21 protein-coding genes are annotated in these 19,331 nt (G+C 74.1%); 14 read left to right on the forward strand and 7 right to left on the reverse strand.

All coding sequences use genetic code 11. The annotated features are described in order from the left end of the window. Nucleotides 1-76 precede the first annotated feature (76 nt). The 6 genes from paaA to AC1VWI_RS37935 all read left to right on the forward strand — a co-directional run bounded on the left by paaA (nt 77) and on the right by AC1VWI_RS37935 (nt 4,871). Nucleotides 77-1,060, forward strand: coding sequence for a 1,2-phenylacetyl-CoA epoxidase subunit PaaA (paaA, locus tag AC1VWI_RS37910; RefSeq protein ID WP_499515559.1), 984 nt, complete (start codon nt 77-79; stop codon nt 1,058-1,060). After that, entirely contained in the window at nt 1,057-1,365 is a 309-nt protein-coding gene (paaB, locus tag AC1VWI_RS37915) for a 1,2-phenylacetyl-CoA epoxidase subunit PaaB (RefSeq protein WP_499515560.1), read from the forward strand. The genes paaA and paaB overlap by 4 nt, the downstream gene beginning before the upstream one ends. 9 nt (nt 1,366-1,374) lie before the next feature. After that, on the forward strand, nt 1,375-2,232 hold the full coding sequence (gene paaC / locus AC1VWI_RS37920) for a 1,2-phenylacetyl-CoA epoxidase subunit PaaC (protein WP_499515561.1): 858 nt from the start codon (nt 1,375-1,377) through the stop codon (nt 2,230-2,232). Next, nucleotides 2,229-2,750: a 1,2-phenylacetyl-CoA epoxidase subunit PaaD gene (paaD, locus tag AC1VWI_RS37925; RefSeq protein ID WP_499515562.1), complete on the forward strand. Its 522-nt coding sequence runs from the start codon at nt 2,229-2,231 to the stop codon at nt 2,748-2,750. The genes paaC and paaD overlap by 4 nt, the downstream gene beginning before the upstream one ends. Continuing rightward, nucleotides 2,750-3,859 (forward strand): 1,2-phenylacetyl-CoA epoxidase subunit PaaE, encoded by a 1,110-nt coding sequence (paaE, locus tag AC1VWI_RS37930; RefSeq protein ID WP_499515563.1) that lies wholly within the window; start codon nt 2,750-2,752, stop codon nt 3,857-3,859. The genes paaD and paaE overlap by 1 nt, the downstream gene beginning before the upstream one ends. Before the next feature lie 70 nt (nt 3,860-3,929). Beyond that, on the forward strand, nt 3,930-4,871 hold the full coding sequence (locus AC1VWI_RS37935; protein ID WP_499517010.1) for an anti-sigma factor RsbA family regulatory protein: 942 nt from the start codon (nt 3,930-3,932) through the stop codon (nt 4,869-4,871). 65 nt (nt 4,872-4,936) lie between these two features. Here the strand turns inward: AC1VWI_RS37935 and AC1VWI_RS37940 are convergent, their stop codons facing one another. The 5 genes from AC1VWI_RS37940 to AC1VWI_RS37960 all read right to left on the reverse strand — a co-directional run bounded on the left by AC1VWI_RS37940 (nt 4,937) and on the right by AC1VWI_RS37960 (nt 8,985). After that, nucleotides 4,937-5,122: a CsbD family protein gene (locus AC1VWI_RS37940; RefSeq protein WP_499515564.1), complete on the reverse strand. Its 186-nt coding sequence runs from the start codon at nt 5,120-5,122 to the stop codon at nt 4,937-4,939. After that, nucleotides 5,037-5,918 (reverse strand): YhjD/YihY/BrkB family envelope integrity protein, encoded by an 882-nt coding sequence (locus tag AC1VWI_RS37945; RefSeq protein WP_499515565.1) that lies wholly within the window; start codon nt 5,916-5,918, stop codon nt 5,037-5,039. The genes AC1VWI_RS37940 and AC1VWI_RS37945 overlap by 86 nt, the downstream gene beginning before the upstream one ends. A 167-nt stretch (nt 5,919-6,085) precedes the next feature. Then, nucleotides 6,086-7,234, reverse strand: coding sequence for an iron-containing redox enzyme family protein (locus tag AC1VWI_RS37950; RefSeq protein WP_499515566.1), 1,149 nt, complete (start codon nt 7,232-7,234; stop codon nt 6,086-6,088). Continuing rightward, nucleotides 7,191-8,447, reverse strand: a complete 1,257-nt coding sequence (locus AC1VWI_RS37955; protein ID WP_499515567.1) for a carboxylate-amine ligase — start codon at nt 8,445-8,447, stop codon at nt 7,191-7,193. The genes AC1VWI_RS37950 and AC1VWI_RS37955 overlap by 44 nt, the downstream gene beginning before the upstream one ends. A gap of 76 nt (nt 8,448-8,523) precedes the next feature. Next, nucleotides 8,524-8,985 carry an SRPBCC family protein gene (locus tag AC1VWI_RS37960; RefSeq protein ID WP_499515568.1) on the reverse strand — a complete coding sequence of 154 codons (462 nt, stop codon included), beginning with the start codon at nt 8,983-8,985 and terminating at the stop codon, nt 8,524-8,526. A gap of 139 nt (nt 8,986-9,124) precedes the next feature. On the opposite strand from AC1VWI_RS37960, the gene AC1VWI_RS37965 reads away from it, so the two are divergent. The 8 genes from AC1VWI_RS37965 to fxsA all read left to right on the forward strand — a co-directional run bounded on the left by AC1VWI_RS37965 (nt 9,125) and on the right by fxsA (nt 17,146). Beyond that, nucleotides 9,125-9,781: a HemK2/MTQ2 family protein methyltransferase gene (locus AC1VWI_RS37965; RefSeq protein ID WP_499515569.1), complete on the forward strand. Its 657-nt coding sequence runs from the start codon at nt 9,125-9,127 to the stop codon at nt 9,779-9,781. Then, a complete protein-coding gene (locus AC1VWI_RS37970) occupies nt 9,762-10,022 on the forward strand; it encodes a CDGSH iron-sulfur domain-containing protein (protein WP_499515570.1) in 261 nt (86 codons plus the stop codon). The genes AC1VWI_RS37965 and AC1VWI_RS37970 overlap by 20 nt, the downstream gene beginning before the upstream one ends. Before the next feature lie 568 nt (nt 10,023-10,590). Continuing rightward, entirely contained in the window at nt 10,591-10,926 is a 336-nt protein-coding gene (locus AC1VWI_RS37975) for a hypothetical protein (RefSeq protein WP_499515571.1), read from the forward strand. A gap of 355 nt (nt 10,927-11,281) precedes the next feature. After that, on the forward strand, nt 11,282-11,722 hold the full coding sequence (locus AC1VWI_RS37980; RefSeq protein ID WP_361803599.1) for an Lrp/AsnC family transcriptional regulator: 441 nt from the start codon (nt 11,282-11,284) through the stop codon (nt 11,720-11,722). Nucleotides 11,723-11,818: 96 nt separating this feature from the next. Further along, nucleotides 11,819-13,477 (forward strand): amidohydrolase, encoded by a 1,659-nt coding sequence (locus AC1VWI_RS37985; RefSeq protein WP_499515572.1) that lies wholly within the window; start codon nt 11,819-11,821, stop codon nt 13,475-13,477. 534 nt (nt 13,478-14,011) lie between these two features. Next, entirely contained in the window at nt 14,012-15,670 is a 1,659-nt protein-coding gene (gene lnt, locus AC1VWI_RS37990; RefSeq protein WP_499515573.1) for an apolipoprotein N-acyltransferase, read from the forward strand. Continuing rightward, nucleotides 15,667-16,461: a polyprenol monophosphomannose synthase gene (locus tag AC1VWI_RS37995; protein WP_499515574.1), complete on the forward strand. Its 795-nt coding sequence runs from the start codon at nt 15,667-15,669 to the stop codon at nt 16,459-16,461. The genes lnt and AC1VWI_RS37995 overlap by 4 nt, the downstream gene beginning before the upstream one ends. Nucleotides 16,462-16,504: 43 nt before the next feature. Beyond that, nucleotides 16,505-17,146: an FxsA family membrane protein gene (fxsA, locus tag AC1VWI_RS38000; RefSeq protein ID WP_499515575.1), complete on the forward strand. Its 642-nt coding sequence runs from the start codon at nt 16,505-16,507 to the stop codon at nt 17,144-17,146. A gap of 63 nt (nt 17,147-17,209) precedes the next feature. On the opposite strand, the gene AC1VWI_RS38005 is transcribed toward fxsA, so the two are convergent. Together AC1VWI_RS38005 and AC1VWI_RS38010 are read right to left on the reverse strand one after the other, a co-directional pair. Next, a complete protein-coding gene (locus AC1VWI_RS38005) occupies nt 17,210-17,584 on the reverse strand; it encodes an RNA polymerase-binding protein RbpA (RefSeq protein WP_499515576.1) in 375 nt (124 codons plus the stop codon). 256 nt (nt 17,585-17,840) lie between these two features. Continuing rightward, nucleotides 17,841-19,205, reverse strand: a complete 1,365-nt coding sequence (locus AC1VWI_RS38010) for an MFS transporter (RefSeq protein WP_499517011.1) — start codon at nt 19,203-19,205, stop codon at nt 17,841-17,843. Between the last annotated feature and the right edge of the window lie 126 nt (nt 19,206-19,331).

Genomic DNA, 19,331 nt, shown 5'->3' on the forward strand with positions numbered 1-19,331 from the left:
CCACAGGGCTTGCCGGGTGCGGCAAAGTTCGTCAGACTGTAACCGAACGAATGGTCGGTAGGGGAAGCTGGTATCGATGACCACACCGAACGCCACCGTGCCGCCGGAGGGCGCGCAGGCGCCGCTCCAGGAGCACTTCGACGCCACGATCGCGCGGGACCAGCGCATCGAGCCGCGGGACTGGATGCCCGACGGCTACCGCAGGACGCTGATCCGGCAGATCGCGCAGCACGCGCACTCGGAGATCATCGGCATGCAGCCCGAGGGCGAGTGGATCACCCGTGCCCCGTCGTTGCGCCGCAAGGCCATCCTGTTCGCGAAGGTCCAGGACGAGGCCGGCCACGGGCTGTACCTCTACTCGGCCGCCGAGACCCTGGGCATCGACCGCGCGGAGCTCACGCAGCGTCTGATCGAGGGCCGTCAGAAGTACTCCTCGATCTTCAACTACCCGACCCTCAGCTTCGCCGACGTCGGCGTCATCGGCTGGTTCGTCGACGGCGCGGCGATCTGCAACCAGGTGCCGCTGTGCCGCTCCTCCTACGGGCCGTACGCCCGCGCCATGGTGCGCATCTGCAAGGAGGAGTCCTTCCACCAGCGGCAGGGCTACGAGCTGCTGATGACGATGATGCGCGGCACGCAGGCCCAGCGGGAGATGGTGCAGGACGCGGTGGACCGCTGGTGGTGGCCGTCGCTGATGATGTTCGGGCCGCCCGACGGCGACTCGCCCAACTCGGCCGCGTCGATGGCCTGGAAGATCAAGCGCCACAGCAACGACGAGCTGCGCCGGCGGTTCGTCGACATGACCGTCCCGCAGGCCGACAAGCTCGGCGTGACCCTGCCCGACCCGGAGCTGCGCTGGAACGAGGAGCGCGGCCGGCACGACTTCGGCACCCCCGACTGGTCGGAGCTGCAGCGCGTCATCAGCGGCGACGGGCCGTGCAACGCCGAGCGGATGGAACGCCGCCGCTCCGCACACGAGGAAGGCGCCTGGGTGCGCGAGGCCGCGACCGCCCACGCCGCCAAGCAGGCGGCCCGGGCAGAGGAAGGAGCCGTGGCATGAGCACCACCGGCGACAGCACGACCCGGGCCGAGTGGCCCCTGTACGAGGTGTTCGTCCGCGGCAAGCGCGGCCTGAACCACGTCCACGTCGGCTCCCTGCACGCGGCCGACGACCGCATGGCCCTCACCCACGCCCGCGACCTGTACACGCGGCGCAACGAGGGCGTGAGCATCTGGGTGGTGCGCTCGGAGTACATCGCCGCGTCCACGCGGGACGAGAAGGACCCCTTCTTCACGCCCAGCGCAGACAAGGTCTACCGGCACCCCACCTTCTACGACATCCCCGAAGACGTCCCCCACATCTAGGAGCAGGGCATGAGCGACGAGCACGTCTACCTGTCCCTGGCCGAGGGGCACGAGGACAGCGACGCCCGCTGGGCCTTCGGCACCGGCTTCGAGGACCCGCTGCACGGCGTCGACACCGCCGTGCCCGAGGGTGTGGACGCCGCGGAGCTGGCCGCCCACTGCCTGGCGCTGGGCGACGACGCCCTGGTGGGCGCCCAGCGCCTGGCCGAGTGGTGCACCCGCGCGCCGGAGCTGGAGGAGGAGGTGGCGCTCGCCAACATCGGGCTCGACCTGCTCGGCCAGGCCCGTCTGCTCTACTCCCGCGCCGGTCAGGTGGACGGCACCGGTCGCGACGAGGACGCCTACGCGTACCTGCGGGACGCCGCCGACTTCCGCAACGTCCGCCTGGCCGAACTTCCCTGCGGGGACTTCGCGTTCTCCATGGCCCGGCTGCTCGTCACGTCCTGCTGGCGGCTCGCCGTCTTCGAGCGGCTCGCCCGCACCGCGCAGGACCCGGTGCTCGCCGCCGTCGCCGCCAAGGGCGTCAACGAGCTGACCTACCACCGGCAGTACGCCGCCGAGTGGGTGGTACGGCTCGGCGACGGCACCGAGGAGTCGCACCGCCGCATGCGGGCCGGCCTGGAACAGGTCGCCCCCTACCTGGAGGAACTGTTCACGGCCGGCGCCACGTGCGGGGCCGACCCGGCCGGTGTGCGGGACGAGGTGACCGCCGCGCTGCGCCAGGTCACCGGGGCCGCCGGGCTGCCTCCGGTCCAGGCCGATCCCCTGCCCGGCCACGGCCGTGAGGGCGACCGCACCGAACACCTCGCCCCGCTGCTCGCGGAGTTGCAGGGCATCGCCCGCGCACACCCAGGAGCGGTCTGGTGAGCGCCGTGACCGTGCTCACCGACGCGCACCGGGCGGCCCGCGTCGCCGCCGAGGTACCGGACCCCGAGCTGCCCATGCTGACCCTGGCCGATCTCGGCGTCCTGCGTGACGTCGAGGTCACCGGGGACGGCACGGTCGTGGCCGCCCTCACCCCCACCTACTCGGGCTGCCCGGCCATGGCGGAGATGCGCGCCGACGTGGCCGCCCGGCTGCGCGCCGCGGGCTTCGACCGGGTCGAGATCCGCACCGTCCTGGACCCGCCGTGGACGACCGACTGGATCACCCCCGAGGGCCGCCGCAAGCTCGCCGAGCACGGCATCGCACCCCCCGGTCCCGCACCCCGGCGCGCCACCGGGCCGGTGCCGCTGGTGCTCACCGCCACCCGGCGCGACGTCGCCTGCCCCCGCTGCGGCTCGGCGGACACCGAGGAGACCTCGCGCTTCGCCGCCACCTCCTGCAAGGCCCTGTGGCGCTGCCGTGCCTGCCTGGAGCCGTTCGAGTACGTCAAGGAGATCTGATGGCCCCGACCATCCCCGCCCCGCAGGCGCCGGCCCCGCGCGTCCGCCGCCGCCCGGCCTTCCACGCCCTGCGGGTCGCCGCGGTCGAGCCGCTCTGCGAGGACGCCGCCGCCGTCAGCTTCGACATACCGCAGGAGCTGGCCGGGGAGTTCGCCTTCGCCCCCGGTCAGTCCCTCACGCTGCGCCGCGAGGTCGACGGCCGGGACGAGCGACGCTCGTACTCCATCTGCTCGCCCGCCGGCGCCACCCCCCGCATCGGGGTGCGCGTAGTGCCCGGCGGCCTGTTCTCGTCGTGGCTGGTGCACGAGGTACGTCCGGGCGACACCGTCGAGGTCATGGGCCCCACCGGCGCCTTCACCCCCGACCTCAGCGCGTCCGGGCACCATGTACTCATCGCCGCGGGCTCCGGCATCACCCCGATGCTCTCCATCGCCGAGTCCGTCCTCGCCGCCGATCTCGGGTCCCGGGTCACGCTCTTCTACGGCAACCGGCGCACCGACACCGTGATGTTCGCCGACGAGCTCGCCGAGCTGAAGGACCTGTACCCCGCCCGGTTCCAGCTCGCCCACGTGCTCTCGCGGGAGCCGCGCGAGGCCGAGGTGCTCTCCGGCCGCCTCGACGCCGGACGGCTCGCCACCCTCGTCGAGGGCCTCGTCGACGTCCCGAACGCCGACCACTGGTGGCTGTGCGGCCCGCACGGCATGGTCGTCGACGCCCAGCAGGTCCTCGCCGGCCTCGGCGTGCCCGGGGACCGGGTGCACCAGGAGCTGTTCTACGCGGACGACGAGCCCGTGACCCCGGTGCACCACGAGGACGCCGTGGCCGAGGGCCCGGTCAGCCAGGTCACCATCGTCCTCGACGGCCGTACGACCACGGCCGCGCTGCCCCGTGACCGCAGCGTCCTCGACGGCGCCCAGCGCACCCGGCCCGATCTGCCCTTCGCCTGCAAGGGCGGCGTCTGCGGTACCTGCCGCGCGCTCGTCACCGACGGCAAGGCCGAGATGCGCCGCAACTTCGCCCTCGAGGCGTCCGAGGTCGACGCGGGCTACGTGCTGACCTGCCAGAGCTACCCGGAGTCCGACAACCTGACGGTCGACTACGACAGCTGACGCCTCGTCGGCGCCCCCCACCCCCCGGAACCGGTTGGTAAGGTCGGCCCGGGGGTGGGAGGTGGACGACGTGCTGAGCGAGGTCGGCGAGGTCTCCGACGCCGGGCCGTTCGTGCACCCCGCGCTGTTCTACCGGAACGCACGGGAGTACACGGCCGCCACGGTGCCTTTCCTGCTGGACGGGATGGCCGCCGGGGAGCCGGTCGCCGTGGCCGTTCCCCCACCCCGTCTCGCCCAGTTGCGCGCCGCGTTGGGCCCGCGCGGCGCCGAGGTGCACTGGGTCGACATGGAGCGGGCCGGGCGCAATCCCGGTCGCATCATCCCCGGTGTGCTGCGGTCCTTCGCCGACACCCGGCCCACCGGACGGGTACGGATCATCGGGGAGCCCGTCTGGCCCGGGCGGAGCGCCCTGGAGTACCCGGCGTGCGCCCAGCACGAGGCGCTGATCAACATGGCGTTCGCCGGACGCCCCGTGACGATCCTGTGCCCCTACGACGCCGCCCGGCTGGACGCCGCGGTGCTGGCGGAGGCCCGCGCCACGCATCCCGTGGTGGTCGACGGCGACCGCGAGGAACGCAGCGCGCACTACGCACCGCGCCGGGTGATCGCCGCGCACAACCGGCTGCCGCAACCCCCGCACGGCGCCCTCGCCTTCGGCTTCGCGGAGCCGCAACTCGCCGACGCCCGGCACGCCGCGACGGCCGAGGCACGCCGACTGGGCCTGGGCGGCGAGCGGCTCGCCGAGTTCTCCCTCGCCGCCGGCGAACTGATCACGAACAGCGTGCTGCACGGCGGCGGGTCGGGCGTCGTCCGCGTCTGGGCGGGGGACGGCCACGTGGTGTGCGAGGTGCACGACCGCGGACGGCTGACCGACCCGCTCGCCGGCCGCCACCCCGCGTCACGGGACCGGCCCCACGGCAGGGGCCTGTTGATGGTCCACCGCATCGCCGACCTGGTGCGCCAGCGCACCGCAGGCGACGGCACCACCATCCGCTTCTACCTGCGAGGCTGACCGCCCGCGCGGGACCGGCGGGCGCGCATGCCCGCCGGTCCCGCGGTCCGTGGTCACCAGAGCGGTCAGCGGCCGAAGACGTCCTTGCCCACGTCCTTGCCCTTCTCCACGGCCTGCTTGGCGTCGCTGCCGACTTGATCCTTCTTCCCCTTCATGCGCAGGCTCTCATTGCCGGTCACCTTGCCCGTGGCCTCCTCCGCTTTGCCCTTCATCTTCTGGCCGGTGTGCTTGACCTTCTTCTCGGCACCCATGGGGTTCTCCTTCCAGGGCTCGATCAGCGCTCCCCTCCGCCTGCCCGGAAGGTCCTGAATAAAACCATTTGCTCGGATTCTGCAGATGGCGGCCCAGCAAGGCGCCCCCGAACACCACGAAACCCACCCCGATCAGCCAGCACTGCACGATCAGCACCGTGCCGACGGCCCCGTACGAGACGGCGTTGGTCACGATCAGCGGGGCGAACACGAAGGAGGAGAAGACCCGCAGCCCGATGAGGCCGACCATCGTCGCGACGGCCCCGGGCGCCAGCGCTGCCCACGGCACCTGCCCGGCCAGCAGGAAGTACTGCCCCCACCAGAAGAAGGCGAAGCCCAGCACGACGGCCGTGCCGCCGCGGAACACCGTGTCCGGCCACCCGCCGCCCAGCACCACCCCGCTCTGCGCCTCCGCGAACAGGTACGCGGTCAGCGCCGCCAGCCACACCGCCCGCCGCCACACGTGGTGCCACGGAGTGGGCGGCACCTGCCAGATCCGGGTGTAGCCGACCTCGACGCACGCCGCGAAGGAGAGCCCGAAGAGCGCCAGCGCCAGCAGGCTCAGACCGCTCGTGGAGCTGATCACCTTGCGTGGCGCGGCGAACAGCTCCCGCACGGCCTCCGCGGGCCGAGCCGACAGGCCCATGCCGTCCACGACCCACTGGGCGAAGCCGTTGCCGTGGAAGGGCAGAGCCGCGGCGACCACGATCAGCAGCGGGACCAGCGTCACCAGACCGAGTGCCGCGAACCCCATGGAGCGCTGCAGCAGCTCCAGTTCGCCCCCCTGGTGCCACATGCGGCCCGCCCGTGAGTCCCGCCACGACCGGTATGGATGCCGGAGCCACCGGGCCGCCCCACCTGCCATCGTGGGGGCCTCAGCGCACGGGGGCGCGGCCCGCCGCGAGGCGTGCCGTCTCCACCCGGGTCCCCAGGGGTTCTGAGCGCATGGCTCGTCCTCCTTGCTCAGGCCTGCTCGGCGGGCGGGACGCCGCTGCGGCTCGCTGCCCCGGCCTCATGAGGTGCACCTTCCCCGTACGACCCGGACGAACCGGACGGCACGGCGGGCCCCGGCGCGGCGCGCAGCGAGGTGCGCCCGGCGCGCCACGCGCCCAGCAGGTGCTCCTCCAGGCGCCGCTCCACCAGCGCCATGGCGCGGATCCCCAGGACGACGTCGGCGGTGAGGAGCGGTTCGCGGGCCAGCAGGTCGCCGATGACGTCGCGACGCAGCACCTGCTCGTGCACTGCGTCGGCCTCGACGTGCTCCTCGTAGAAGTGCCGGCAGGCGGCACCGCCGCCGAGCCGGTCGATCGCCTCCACCGTCCGGCGGGCGGACGGCGGGGTGGAGATCTCGGCGGCCGCGAAGTGCCCCACGAGCGCCCCGCGCAGTTCCCGGCGCAGGCCCAGCCAGGAGATCAGGTTCACCGTGGCGAGGGTGACGGCCGGTACGGCGTCCACGTAGTGGCCGTAGGAGGCGTCCAACCCGGCGTCCCGGAGCAGGTCGGCGTAGAGCCTCGCGTGCACGCGCTCTGCGCGCCCGCTCCCGAACTCGTCGTACTCGACGGCCACCAGAGCGGCCTTCGCCCGGCCGGTGAGCCTCGGGATGACCCATGCGTGCGGATCGGCCTCCTTCAGCTGGTAGACCGACCGGTGCACGAAGTACTCCCGCAACTGCTCCCAGGTGCTCTCGTCGCGGAGGAAGTGCGACACACCGCGCCCGTCGCGCGGCTCGCGCAGCAGGCCCTCCAGTTCCCGGTCGAGGGCCGCGCGGGCCGCGGCGCCGCCCGGGGTGGCCGGCAGCTCGGCGCGGAGGGCCGCCCCGAAGGAGCCCTCCATGGCGCCGCGCAGCGCGAGCAGCCCCGGATCCCACTCCCAGCCGGGGTGCACCCCGGCGAAACCCCGGTAGTGGAGTTCGTAGCAGACGTGCAGCGCGAGCTGTACGTCCTCGCCGTACGGATCGGCGGCCTCGACCGCCCCGGTGGGCACCGGAAGGGCGGTACCCGGCGGCCCCTGGGTGAGGGCGCCGAGCACGGCCCGGGAGAGGGGGCCGCGCGGTGCGGGTGGCGTGGGCTCAGCGGTCCGGGGACCGGTCGAGAGGTCGGAGACCGCGTCCATCGGGTCCTCCGTGGGTCGGTGCGTGGACGTCGTCGGCGTACGGGCGTCCGCTGGTGCCCCTGCCCGCTGACGCCGGGGGCATGCGGCCGTCCGTCGCCGTCTGCTCGACCAGCATGTCCACGGCGGCGCGGGGGCCGCCCGCCGCCGCGGCCCGCCGCTGCCGGTCGGCGCCGCTCCCGGTCCGGGCGAGGGCGGCCGTGGCCTCGCGGACGAAGGCCAGGTCGCCGGTGTCCTCCAGCGCGGGCGCGACGCGCCGGAGCAGCTCGTCACGCAGCGCCGTGGCGGGCACGCGGGTCTCCCGGACGGGATGGATCCCCGGGCCCGACATGCCGTAGCGGGCCGCCGACCAGAGCGCGGCCGCGGCGAGCTGAGCCGTCATGCGCGGGGCCGGGACGCCCCTGGAGAGGTCGTCGAGCGCCGTGCGCACGAGCGCCCGCGTGAGCGCGGCCTGCAACGCCGTCTCCCATGTCGCGCCCAGTGCGTCCGCGGCCCGGACCTCCACCGTGGGCAGCCGCGGCGAGGGCCTGGCCAGCCAGAACGTCATGGCGTGGTCCACCAGCACCCCGCAGGCCACCAGCCGGTCGACCTCGGCGTCGTGCTCCGCCGCCGACGCGAACCACGGCGGGATCCCGGAACCGGGGAACCGCGCCTGGTCCAGCACACGCCAGCTGGCGTAACCGGAGTCGCGGCCCCGGTCGTAGGGCGAGTTGGCCGACAGCGCCAGCAGCGTCGGCAGCCACGGCCGCAGGTGGTTGAGGACCGCGACGGCGGTCTCCCGGTCCGGTACGCCCACGTGGACGTGGCATCCGCAGGCCCGGTAGCCGGTCGCCTGGCTCTCGTAGATGCCGGCGATCGCGGCGTAACGCTCGCCCGCACTGATCCCGGAGGGGCCGTCCAGTACGGGCGTTCCCGAAGAGACCAGCCGCGTGCCCTCGGCGGCGGCGGCATCGGCCAGCAGGCGGCGCGTGGCCGCCAGCTGGCCGGTCAGCTCGGGCAGGCGCGTGGCCACCCCGGTGGCCGACTCGATCTGCGCGGCCGACAGCTCGTGCTGCAGCGCGACGTCCGGGGCGGGCGGCGGCACGCACGAGGCCCGGGCGATGACGGCGGCGGCGCCGTCGACCAGCCGTCCGGTCCGCGGGTCGACCAGCAGGAACTCCTCCTCGACCCCGAAGGTCAGGCCACCCGTCGGCGCCCGGTCGTCCACATCGCCCATGCACCCCCTTTACCCCGCCCGCACCGCGCCGGACCCGGCCGGCCGCACGCGGAGGCCTCAGGGGCGGGCACAGGGGTCATCCGCCCGGGGCGACACGACCGCGCCACGCGCCCGTCTCGCTGCCCCGTTCCTCGATGAAGTGCTTGAAGCGCCGCAGGTCGCCCCGGGCCCGCCGGTCCACGACGCCGAGCGCGTCGGCGGCCTTCTCCGCGAGGCCGGAGGTCTGAAGCTCCATGGCCAGGTTGACCCGGGTGTGCGAGGCGTCCAGCTCCTGGAACGTCACGACGCCGCGCTGCCTGACGTCCCCGGTGACGGTGCGCCACGCGACCCGCTCGTCCGGCAGCTGGTCGATGATCTCCGTGTCGAATTCCCGGCGGGCACCGGCGACGTTCGTCACCCAGTGGTTGTGCCGGTCGTCGACCTGCGTCACCTGTTCCACGCCCTCCATGAAGTTCGGGAACTCCTCGAACTGCGTCCACTGGTTGTACGCGGTGTGCAGCGGGACGTCGACGTCGACGGATTCGCTGATCGTGCCCATGGGTCCTCTCCTTCCGAGGAATCCTCTTCCGAGGAATCGTCGGAAGGTCGGCTTCCCGGTGCGGATGTGCCTAATCGTCCCGATCCGGCGGTCGGCCGGGTCCGATGTTTGGTGCGGTGCCCTCGGGTAGCGGAGTGAGATGTGGCTTTTGTGTCCACCCGGCGTGTACCGGCCCCAGGACGACACCTCCCTGCTCGGCGAGGCCCTCCGCCGCGAGAGGCTGGCCGACGGCGCCGAGGTGCTGGACCTCGGCACCGGATCCGGCGTCCTCGCACTCGCCGCGGCATCCCGGGGCGCGGCCCGCGTCACCGCGGTGGACGCCTCCGCACGGGCGGTGTGCGCCGCCCGGCTCAACGCGCGTCTGAACGGCCTGCGGGTACGGGTGCTGCGCGGCGACCTCACGGCACCGGTCGCGGGGAGCCGCTTCGACCTGATCGTCACCAATCCCCCGTACGTGCCGTCGCCGCACGCCCACCACGCCCGCCGGGGGCTGTCCCTGGCCCGCAACGCGGGACCCGACGGGCGGGCGCTGCTCGACCGCGTCTGCGTGGAGGCCCCGCCCCTGCTGCTCCCCGGCGGCGCCCTGCTGCTCGTCCAGTCCGGGCTCAGCGGCGTGGAGCGCACGCTGCAGCGGCTCGGCGGCGCCGGGCTGCGGCCCGCCGTCACCGAGCACCGGCGCATCCCCTTCGGGCCGCTGCTGCGGCGCCGCGCGGCATGGCTGGCGGCACAGGGGCTCATCGAGCCAGGCGAGGAGAAGGAAGAGCTGGTGGTGATCCGTGCCGAACGCGCGCCATGACCCCTTCGACGACGCCGCCGACGGCCCCGCACCCACCCGCGTGACCCTGACCGCGGACGGCCCGATCCTCATCGAGGGCCCCGTGGAGGTCGTCCTCGACGACGGCCGCACCGTCCGCTCCGACCGTTTCGTCGTGGCCGTGTGCGCCTGCCGTCGCAGCGAGCGCTACCCCTGGTGCGACACCAGCCACCGCCGCGGCCCCCCACGGCCGGCCCGGCGCGGGAGTTCCCCCCTGGGGTGATCGTGCGATGCCCACAGGGTGAGCCCGACGGGGTCGGGGTCGCTTCCGCGTCCGGTGGCCGGCCGGACGAGCGGTCCGTGGCCGACCAGCTGGCTCCCACCGTCGCGCGGCTGCGCGCCGCACCCGGCCGGGCCGCGGCCGAGCGGGCCAAGGGTGTGCTGATGGGACGCCTCGGGCCGGGCCCCGGTGCCGCCCAGGAGGAACCGGAGCGGCCCGCGGGCCGGGCCGGTCACACCGTGCTGGAGGAGGCGTGGGCGCTGCCCGGCCACATCCACACCTCCCGCGTGCCGCGACCCCCGCCGTCGCGGCCGCCGGCACCGGCCCCCGAGGCCGACGTCCCCCCGCCGGCGCCCGACGGCGCCCGACGGCGATCTCCGCTCCGTCTTCACCTCGTCCCCGTACACCCCGGCACCACCGCCCCCCTGCCGCGCCCGCAGGGGATCGGCGGCGTCCTCACCGCCGCCGGCACCGCCGAGGAACTCACCTGGCTGCTCGTCGCGGACTCGACCTGGTCGCCCACACCGGCATCGACGCGGGCACCGCGTCCGCCTGGGGACACCTGCCGCCGTTGCCGCAACCGGCACCGGTGGAGGCGGTCCGCCTGGGCCGGCCGGTGTGGCTCAGCGGCCTCGCCGAGCACGGCGCCGACCGCGCCCTCCTCTGCGACCGCCCCGGCACGTGGGTCTCCCGTGCGTGGCTGCCGCTGCGGCGTGGCGAGGACGTCGTGGCGTGGACGGATTCCTCCGCCGACGCCCCGACGACTTCGGCACCGCCGACCGCGCCCGTCGCCGAGCGCGTCGCCACGGAGGACTGCACCACGGTCGCCGCCGTCCTCACGCACGCCCTGGGCCCCGCGAACCTGCGCGACGACGCGTGCCCGCTCTGCGTCCGCATCTGCGCCTGACCGGGACTCGCCACGCGGATGGCCAGCAGGGCGGAGAGCCGTCCGGCCCTGGCAAGGGCGCGGCCGCTCGACGGCGGTGACGCCTGGCGGTCGCGCCGGTCGCCGGCTCGTGTCGAGGAGCGCAGCCTCGTGGCGCCGCAGGCCACGGCGCGGGCACGGGAGACCGCGAGGACGGGGTCCCGCCGGGCGGCCGGGCACGGGCGGCCCGAAGCGGTCCGCAGGCCGGGACCCCGGCGCCGCCGCCGTGCTCACCCCGGCACCGGCACGTCGGCCCCGCGTTGCCGCTCGGGCCCGGTCGTCGGGACGGGGCGGCCGGATACCGTCGGCGTCCGGGGACCCTGTAGGTTCTTGCGCTGTGGAGGAGCTGGACCGGCAGATCGTGGAACTTCTCGTGGCCGACGGGCGCATGAGCTACACCGACCTGGGCAAGGCCACCGGCCTGTCCACGTCCGCGGTGCACCAGCGCGTACGGCGCCTGGAGCAGCGCGGGGTGATCCGCGGCTACGCGGCGATCGTGGACCCGGAGTCGGTGGGGCTGTCGCTGACGGCGTTCATCTCGGTGAAGCCCTTCGACCCGAGCGCACCCGACGACATCGCCGACCGGCTCGCGGAGGTCCCCGAGATCGAGGCGTGCCACAGCGTCGCGGGGGAGGAGAACTACATCCTCAAGGTCCGGGTGGCGACCCCGATCGAGCTGGAGCACCTGCTCGCGAAGATCCGCACCCTGGCCGGGGTCTCCACCCGCACCACCGTGGTCCTCTCCACGCCGTACGAGGCGCGCCCACCGCGCGTCTGAGGGCCCCACGGCCCCCTGACCCACCGCACCATCCCGTCCCCTCGCCCCCACCGGGGCCCGGGCGGGCCCCAACATCACATCGCGAGGCGAAACCCAGTGCCGCACACCACGAACGAGCCGACCACCAGCGGATCCGGCGCGAGCCGCACCGTGCTGCTGCGCGGCGGCAACGTCTACAGCCCCGCCGACCCCTTCGCGACGGCCATGGTCGTCGACGGCGGCACGGTCGCCTGGCTCGGCTCGGAGGGCGCCGCGGAGTCCTTCGCCGCGGGCGTCGACGAGGTGATCGACCTCGCCGGTGCGCTGGTCACCCCCGCGTTCACCGACGCCCATGTGCACACCACCGCCACCGGCCTGGCGCTGACCGGCCTCGACCTGGCCCCCGCCCGCGACCTGGCCGACGCCCTCGCCAGGGTCGCCGCGTACGCGCAGGCCAACCCCGGCCACCGGGTGCTGCTCGGCCACGGCTGGGACGAGAGCCGCTGGCCGGGGCAGCGCCCGCCGACCCGCGCGGAACTCGACGCGGCGACCGGCGGCCGTCCCCTGTACCTGACCCGCGCCGACGTCCACTCGGCGGTCGTCACCACCGCCCTGCTGGCGCTGGTCCCCGATGTCGGGACGATGGCCGGCCACCACCCCGACGGGCCGCTCACCCGCGACGCCCACCACGCGGTCCGGGGCGCGGCCTACGCCGCCGTCACGCCCGCACAGCGTGCCGCCGCGCAGCGCGCCGCACTCGCCCACGCCGCCTCGCTCGGCATCAGCGCCGTCCACGAGTGCGCGGGCCCGGAGATCTCCTCCGAGGACGACCTCACCGCGCTGCTGCGGCTGGCCGCGGCCAAGCCCGGGCCGCGCGTGTACGGCTACTGGGCCGAGGCCGTGACCGGCGCCGAGGGCCTGGAGCGGATCCGGGACCTGGGCGCCGTCGGCGCGGGCGGTGACCTCTTCGTGGACGGCTCCATCGGCTCCCGCACCGCCTGCCTGCACGCCCCGTACACGGACGCCCCCGCAGTCGGCGGCACCGCCTACCTGGACGCGGCGGCGATCGCCGACCACGTGGCCCTGTGCACCGAGGCGGGGGTGCAGGCGGGTTTCCACGCGATCGGTGACGCCGCCGTGGCCGCCGTCGCGGAGGGGATCCGCGAGGCCGCCCGCCGGGTGGGCCTGGACCGGGTGCGCGCGCTGCGGCACCGCGTCGAGCACGCCGAGATGATGACCGAGGACACCGTCGCCGCCTTCGCGGAGCTGGGCCTGGTCGCCTCCGTGCAGCCCGCCTTCGACGCCGCCTGGGGTGGTGAGGAGGGCATGTACGCCCAACGGCTCGGCGCCGAGCGGGCCCGCACCCTCAACCCGTACGCCGCCATGACCCGGGCCGGGGTGCCCCTGGCCCTCGGTTCCGACAGCCCGGTCACGCCGCTCGACCCCTGGGGCACGGTGCGCGCCGCCGCCTTCCACCGGACCCTCGAGCACCGCATCTCCGTCCGCGGCGCGTTCAACGCGCACACCCGCGGCGGCTGGCGCGCCGTGGGCCGCGACGACGCGGGCGTCCTCGTGCCCGGCGCACCCGCGGACTACGTGGTGTGGCAGGCCGGTGACCTCGTGGTCCAGGCCCCCGACGAGCGGGTCGCCAACTGGTCCACCGACCCGCGCTCCGGCACCCCCGGTCTGCCCGAACTCACCCCCGGGCTGCCGTTGCCGACGGCACTGCGCACGGTGGTCGGCGGCCGTACGGTCTTCGCACGGCCGAACGAGTGACGGGTCAACGGCCGATGCCCCCGAACGGTTCTCCGTCGGGATGGCGTGGAACTTTCCCCGGCCTCGCGTTGACCTGCTGATTTGGTCAATCCGCGCAGGTCAAACGGCTGTTGACAGGCGACGGTCGGGGGCGAGTAGGTTCGGCCGGGTCCACCACCGGACGTCCGACCGGATCTCCGTGCGCCGACGGCCGCAGCTGGGCCACGGGGCGTCGCGCCGTACGGCGTGCGCCACTGGCAGCCAGGTCCAGCGCTCGCGGCACGGAACGCGGTCCGCCTCATCGAGAGGCTCCGCCCGGTCGGCAGGTGTGACCCGGGAGGGGCCCGGACGCCCAGTAGACAACGGCCTTGTCGCCGATCCGCAGCCAGCGGGTCCCAGGTCGGCCCGAAGGGCGTTCCGGGCCCCGAGCAGTTCACGCCCCTCCCGCGCCGCGCACCTGCCGCGGGAGGCTTTGCCCGCCCGGGGTCCGCGGACAGGGCCGTTGGAGGTACGGTCACTCTCACACAGTGACCACCTGCAGGAAGGCCGCGTACCTTGCGACCGCGCTCCGACGCCGCACCGGCCCCCGCCGCGCCGCCGGCGACGTCCGTAGAACCGCCGCCGCCCCCCGCTCCGGCACCCGGCCGCATCGCCCGCACGGCGCGCGCCGTGCGGGCGAACGCGCGGCGGTCGGCGCTCGCCGCGCTGTGCGGCCTGGCCCTGGCGGCCGCGTTCCCCCCGTACGGGGTGTGGCCGCTGTCGGTCGCGGCCGTGGCCGGCCTGGCGCTGCTGACCCGGGGCCGTACCGCCCGCCAGGGCGCGTGGCTGGGCTTCGCCTTCGGACTGCCGTTCTTCGTATGGCTCCTGGTGTGGCTGCGGGTGATCGGCTGGGACGCGGTCGTGGGCCTGTCCGTCATCGAGGCCGCCTTCGTCGCCGTGCTCGGCGCGGGTCTGGCGGTCACCTCGCGGCTGCGCGCCTGGCCGTTGTGGGGCGCCTGCCTGTGGGTGGCGGAGGAACTCGCCAGGGACCGGCTGCCGTTCGGCGGCTTCCCGTGGGGCAGGCTGGCCTTCGCGAACACCGCCACCCCCTTCACCCCGCTCGCCGCGCTCGGCGGCGCGCCGCTGTTGACCTTCGCCGTCGCGCTGTGCGGTTCGCTGCTGGCCGGGGCCGCGGTCGCCGTGTGGCGGCTGCGCAGGGGCCCGGTCGTCTTCGGTCCGCGGCGCTTCGTGCCCGCCGCGACGGCGGCGGTGCTGGCGGTGGCCACCTTCGCCGCCGGGTACGCGGTGCCGGTGCCCACCGCGGCCGACGACACCGTCCGGGTGGCCATCGTGCAGGGCAACGTCCAGCAGCCGGGCATGCACTTCCTGGGCCGGCCCCTGAAGATCCTCAACAACCACGTCGAGGCGACCCTGAAGCTCGCCGAGGACGTCAAGGCGGGCCGTGCGCCCAAGCCCGATCTGGTGATCTGGCCGGAGAACTCCTCCGACATGGACCCGTTCTCCGAGCCCCAGGCCTACGCCCTGATCACCAAGGCGGTCCGCGCCGTCGGCGTGCCCGTCCTCGTCGGCGCCCTGGTCGACGGCCCGGACGCGGACCACGTCCAGAACGAGGGCATCGTCTGGGACCCGGAGAGCGGTCCCGGCGACCACTACACCAAGCAGCACCCGGTGCCCTTCGGCGAGTACGTGCCCTTCCGCGAGCAGCTCACCAAGGTCATCAAGCGGCTCGACCAGGTCCCGCGCGACTTCTACCCGGGCAAGGGCAGCGGCGTCCTGCAGATCGGCCCGGCGAAGCTCGGCGACGTCATCTGCTTCGAGGTGGCGTACGACGGGATCGTCCACGACACCGTCACCGCGGGCGCCCGCGCCCTGGTCATCCAGACCAACAACGCCACCTACGGCCGCACCGGCCAGCCCGAGCAGCAACTGGCGATGTCCCGGCTGCGCGCCGTCGAGCACGGCCGCGCCGTGGTCACGGCGGCGACGAGCGGCATCACCGCCGTCGTCGCCCCCGACGGGCGGATCGAGCAGCAGACCGAGGAGTTCACGCAGACCGTGCTCAGCGCCCGGCTGCCGCTCCGCGACGATCTGACCGTCGCCGACCGCGTCGGCTCCGCTCCCGAATGGACCCTCGCTATGGTGGGCCTGCTGTCCTGGGCCGCGGCGATCATGCTGGGCAGGCGAGGACGTACCGAGACGGAGGAACAGCAGTGAGCGATGGCGGTGGGGTCACCCGTGGCGCAGCCCAGGGGAGGGCCTTCGGGCCGCTCGGCTCGGTTCTCGTGATCATCCCGACGTACAACGAGGCCGACAACCTCAAGCCGGTCGTCGCCCGGGTCCGCTCGGCCGTGCCCGAGGCGCACGTCCTCGTCGCCGACGACAACAGCCCCGACGGCACCGGCAAGCTCGCCGACGAGCTGGCCGCCTCCGACGACCACGTCCACGTGCTGCACCGCAAGGGCAAGGAGGGGCTGGGCGCCGCCTACCTGGCCGGCTTCCGCTGGGGCATCGAGCACGAGTACGGCGTGCTCGTGGAGATGGACGCCGACGGCTCGCACCAGCCCGAGGAACTGCCGCGTCTGCTGACCGCGCTCAAGGGCGCCGACGTGGTGCTCGGCTCCCGCTGGATCCCCGGCGGCCGGGTGGTCAACTGGCCGAAGTCCCGCGAGTTCCTGTCGCGCGGCGGCAGCACCTACTCGCGGCTGCTCCTCGACGTGCCGCTGCGCGACGTGACGGGGGGCTACCGGGCGTTCCGCAAGGAGACGCTGCTGGGCCTGGGCATGGAGGAGGTGGCCTCCCAGGGCTACTGCTTCCAGGTCGACCTCGCCTGGCGCGCGGTGAAGTCCGGCTTCCACGTCGTCGAGGTCCCCATCACCTTCGTGGAGCGGGAACGCGGCGACAGCAAGATGAGCCGGGAGATCGTCGCCGAGGCGCTGTGGCGGGTCACCGCCTGGGGCGTCGGCTCCCGTGTGAAGCGGCTGACGTCCGGGCGGCGCCGCGGCTGACCGGCCCTCCGGACTCCGGCGGGGAGCAGGCACAATGGTGCGTATGACGATCAGCTCCCCGCCGCCGGCCGGTCCGCGGCAACCGGGCGGTGACGGGCGTCCGCGGCGGCGTTCGCGCGCCGGGACGTGGATACCGCTCGGTGTGGCCGCCTACGCGCTGCTGGAGATCTGGCTGCTCATCCTCGTGGCCGGGGCCGCCGGCGGGCTCACGGTCCTCGTGCTGCTCGTGGCGGGCTTCGTGTGCGGGGCGCTGGCCGTACGGCACGCCGGGCGCAGCGCCTGGCGGGCGCTGAACGAGGCGATGCGCTCCGGAGGGCCGGAGCGGGACCGGGAGGAGCCGAAGGGCTCCGGCGCCGGGAACGGCGGCAGCGGCGCGGCGCCGATCATGATCGGCGGCCTGCTGCTGATGGTGCCCGGGCTGATCTCGGACGTGGCGGGGTTGTTCTTCCTCTTCCCGCCGACCCGCTCCCTGCTGACGAGGGCGGGCGCGCGCGCTCTGGACCGCCGGGCGTCCGCCGCCCGGGAGCGGGGCGCGGGCCCGGGCTCGCTGGGTGATCTCTTCGCCCAGGCGCGCGCCGCCGAGGAGCAGATGCGCATCCACCGCCCCGACGGCAAGGTGATCCAGGGAGAGGTCGTCGACCACGGCCCCGAGCAGGACGACGAAAACCCCGGGCCGCGGCACTGAGGCCACGCTCGCCCGGGGCGCACGTCTGATGGGGCCCGCCCCTCACGGGCCCAGTTCCTTCGGTCAGGCGGTCTTGCGGTGGTCACGCGGATGTACCGCGATGTTCATGGCGCCGGAGCGCAGGACGGCCAGCCGTTCGGCCAAGACTTCCTCCAGCTCCTCGACCGTGCGCCGCTCCATGAGCATGTCCCAGTGCGTACGCGCGGGCTTGCTCGTCTTCTCCTCCGGGCCCTCTCCGTCGACCAGGAGTGCGATCTGGCCGCAGGCGCGGCACTCCCACTCCGGCGGGATCTCGGCCTCCACCGAGAACGGCATCTCGAATCGATGTCCGTTCCGGCATGCGTACTCAACGGTCTGGCGCGGTGCCAGATCGATGCCGCGGTCGGTCTCGTAGCTTGTCGCCCCGAGTCGCGTGCCGCGGAGAGCTCGCTCACTCATGAATCGTGCCTCCCGGGCTGTGTCGCCCACAGGACAGGTGTCGCTGTCGTCGTCATCCGGTCAACGTCCGGTCGGCGGTGAAGATTCCCGTTCTCGGGAGGTGCGTCGCCCGTCGTGCCGCCCCTTTTTGTACCCATCGACGCCCGTTTTGTCACATCTCGCGAGAGATGTCACCCTGCGTTCTGGTATCTTTAGCGCGCAGTAACGGTCCGTCCGACGGCCAACGGCGTACACTACCGCGCCGCACCCATCCGCACTAAATCGTCTCGGGGACCGGATTGCCCGCGGCCGCCACCGCCCGCCGCATCGGCACCCTGGCCAGCAGCACGAACCCGATGACGAAGAACGCCACCAGGGACACGATCGCGTCCCGGTAGCTCCCGGTCAGCTGGTACGTCAGACCGAACAGCAGCGGCCCCAGCCAACTCGTGCCCCGGTCGCTGACCTCGTACACCGAGTAGTACTCGGCTTCCTTCCCGCGCGGGATCAGGTGGGAGAAGAGCGAGCGCGACAGCGCCTGGCTGCCGCCCAGGACCATCCCGATGGCCGCGGCCAGACAGTAGAACGCCACCGGCTCGCCGGCCGGCAGGAAGAAGCCGGCCCCGATCGTCACCGTCCACGCCACCAGCGAGCCCAGCACCGTACGGCGCGCCCCGTACCGCGCCGCGAGCCGGCCCAGCAGCAGGGCGCCGAAGACGGCCAGCACCTGCACCAGGAGGATCGCGCCGATCAGGGCCGTCTCGTCCAGCTCGAGCTCCTCCGAGCCGTAGAGCGAGGCCTGTGAGATCACGGTCTGGATGCCGTCGTTGTAGATGAGGTACGCCAGCAGGAAGGCGAGGGTGAGCGGGTGGCGGCGCATGTCCCGCAACGTGTCGGCGAGTTGACGCCAGCCCTGGCGGAGCGAACCCCCGCCCTTGACCGCCGGCCCGGCCGACCGCCGACCCGGCGCGGTGTCGCGCAGCCGTATCAGCGGGACGAGCGTGAAGGCCGCCCACCACAGGCCGGCCGACGCCAGGCAGATCCGCACCGCCATGCCCTTGGAGACGCCGACCGCGTCGTGCCCGAGGAACAGCGCCAGGTTGGCGACAAGCATCAACGCCCCGGCCGCGTATCCGAACGCCCAGCCCCGCGAGGAGACCGCGTCCCGCTCGTGGGGTTCGGCGATCTCCGGCAGGAAGGCGTTGTAGAGGACCATGGCCGACGCGAACGCCACGTTGGCGACGATCAGGAGTCCGCCGCCGAGGAGGTAGCGGTCCCCGGTCACGAAGAACATCGCCGTCGTCGCCGCGGCGCCGACGTACGCGAAGGTCCCGAGCAGCGCCTTCTTGCGCCCGGTCCGGTCCGCGACGGCCCCGGCGAGCGGCATCACCAGCACGGACAGCAGGACCGAGGCGGAGACCACGTACGCGAAGTACGCCCCGGCGCGGACCGGTATCCCGAGCGGGTGGACGTAGCCGTCCGGGCCCGCGGCGGCCTCCGCGACGTCGGTGAGGTACGGCCCCAGGAAGACCGTGATCACACTGGTGGAGAAGACCGAGTTGGCCCAGTCGTAGAAGTACCAGCCGCGCTGTGCGCGCCGCCGCTCGTGCGCCGGGGCGGCGGTTCCGTCCTGCACCGCCATGTCCTGCGCCTCGCCCGTGGTCACCCGTGGTTCCTGCCGATCCGTGTCGTGCGCCCTGCCGATGTGATCGGTCATGATGCCATCCACGGCCGGGGTGGGGGAGGGGGATCATCCGCCGGATTCCTC

Source organism: Streptomyces sp. TOM-9 (assembly GCF_056858595.1).